Genomic DNA, 1,718 nt, shown 5'->3' on the forward strand with positions numbered 1-1,718 from the left:
GTCGATGGCGTTGTCCATGGCGGTGTAGGCCGTATCGACCTTGGCAGCGCCGAGGCCGAGGGCGTCGGAAACGGCCGAGAGGGCCTTGTTGTCCGAACGCATGGTCGTCGCGATGGACCAATAGGCAGCGTTGTCAGCAGCTTTGTCGATGCGATAGCCCGAGGAGACTCGGCCCTGGGTATCCTTGAGGCTGTCATTTACGCCGCGCAAGGTCTGCAGCGCTGCCATAGCAGCGTTGTTGGTAAGGATGCTTGTCATGTTCCGTTTTCCGCAATCAAAGTGAAAGGGGTCATCCGGACGAGTCCGGTAACGGCGACGCTTCATGCAAAACCCGAGAGAGCCGGGTCATTGCCGTTAACGAATGGTTGCGCCCAACATAGTTAATAATTCCTCAATTAGCTTTGCGGAAAATTTAATTTAAGCTCTCGTTAGGGCTTGCGGCAGCGCTCGACGAACTTTGGAAAAGCCAAGAGGATCGACAAAAATTACGCAATGATTTAAGTAGCTTATGGGATTTTTGCGACCGTCGCGTGATAGCGCGTTAACCAGGGAAACCACCGGCTTAAACTTTTTTCATATTAATGAATATTATCGCTTTCCAAACAACGGCCGCTGGATACCCCATCCCAATCATGAGTGATCCTCTGATTCGAAGAGCGTATTTCCGCTATTCGTTAACGTGCTCCGAAAATCGCCGAGCCGACGCGCACGCTGGTGGCGCCGAACGCGATGGCAGTTTCGTAATCGCCGGACATGCCCATCGAAAGCTTTTTCACGCCACTTTTTTCGGCAAGCTTGGTGAGCAAGGCGAAATGCGGGCCGGGATTCTCTTCCGCCGGCGGAATACACATCAGCCCCTCGATGATAAGACCGAGCTCATCGCGACAGAAGTTTACGAAAGTCGCTGTATCCTCTGGTACTATGCCGGCCTTCTGTGGCTCCAGGCCGGTATTGACCTGTACATAGAGACGCAGCGCCTTGCCCTGCCGCTTCATTTCCTCGGCAATGGCACGCGCAATCTTCTCACGGTCAATGGTCTCGATGACGTCGAAGAGCGCGACCGCTTCGGCAGCCTTGTTGGACTGAAGCGGGCCGATGAGGTGCAGCTCGATGCCGGGCGTTTCCGCCTTCAGCTCCGGCCATTTTCCCTGGCTTTCCTGAACACGGTTTTCTCCGAAGATGCGCTGGCCGGCTTCGATTGCCAGGCGAATGGTGTCTGCCTCGAAGGTCTTAGATACTGCCACGAGCTGCACTGTGTGCGCCTGACGACCCGCATCCCGCTCCGCAGCACCGACCTTAGACCATACTTCGTTCAATCGCTCTTGAAGTTCCATCGCTTTGTCCCGACATCAGGCTAAATCCATCGGCATGCACTACTGGGCTGCCGTAGCCTTGCCAAGACTTCTCTCTGCAAAATCGCCTCAAAGCCGAGATCGAACGCATGAAGCGCCCGCAAAACTTGACGCTTGTGTGGTTTCATGGTGAAGGTCTCGACCAACCTCCCCTGATTTTCCGGAAATTCTGATACATGGCCACCGAACGTTACAATCCGCGCGATGCTGAGCCCCGCTGGCAGCAGAAATGGAACGAGGAAAAGGTCTTCGAGACCGACAACTCCGATCCGCGCGAGAAATATTACGTCCTAGAGATGTTCCCTTATCCGTCGGGCCGCATCCACATGGGCCATGTCCGCAACTACGCCATGGGCGACGTCGTGG

At 55.1% G+C, this 1,718-nt stretch carries 3 protein-coding genes; 1 reads left to right on the top strand and 2 read right to left on the bottom strand.

The window, feature by feature from the left end:
- Both AC1D35_RS35920 and AC1D35_RS35925 read right to left on the bottom strand, forming a co-directional pair.
- A partial coding sequence (locus tag AC1D35_RS35920; protein ID WP_477942749.1) for a flagellin N-terminal helical domain-containing protein occupies positions 1-258 on the bottom strand: 258 nt, incomplete at its 3' end.
- Positions 259-674: 416 nt separating this feature from the next.
- On the bottom strand, positions 675-1,334 hold the full coding sequence (locus tag AC1D35_RS35925; protein ID WP_113310238.1) for a YggS family pyridoxal phosphate-dependent enzyme: 660 nt from the start codon (positions 1,332-1,334) through the stop codon (positions 675-677).
- Between the two features lie 194 nt (positions 1,335-1,528).
- On the opposite strand from AC1D35_RS35925, the gene AC1D35_RS35930 reads away from it, so the two are divergent.
- A partial coding sequence (locus AC1D35_RS35930; RefSeq protein WP_477942752.1) for a class I tRNA ligase family protein occupies positions 1,529-1,718 on the top strand: 190 nt, incomplete at its 3' end.

The sequence above is a fragment of the Rhizobium sp. P1_E6 genome, from assembly GCF_056405875.1.

What these genes read in the sequence shown, in the direction of transcription:
- AC1D35_RS35925 (WP_113310238.1), bottom strand. Translation starts at nt 1,334, where the DNA reads ATGGAACTTCAAGAGCGATTGAACGAAGTATGGTCTAAGGTCGGTGCT.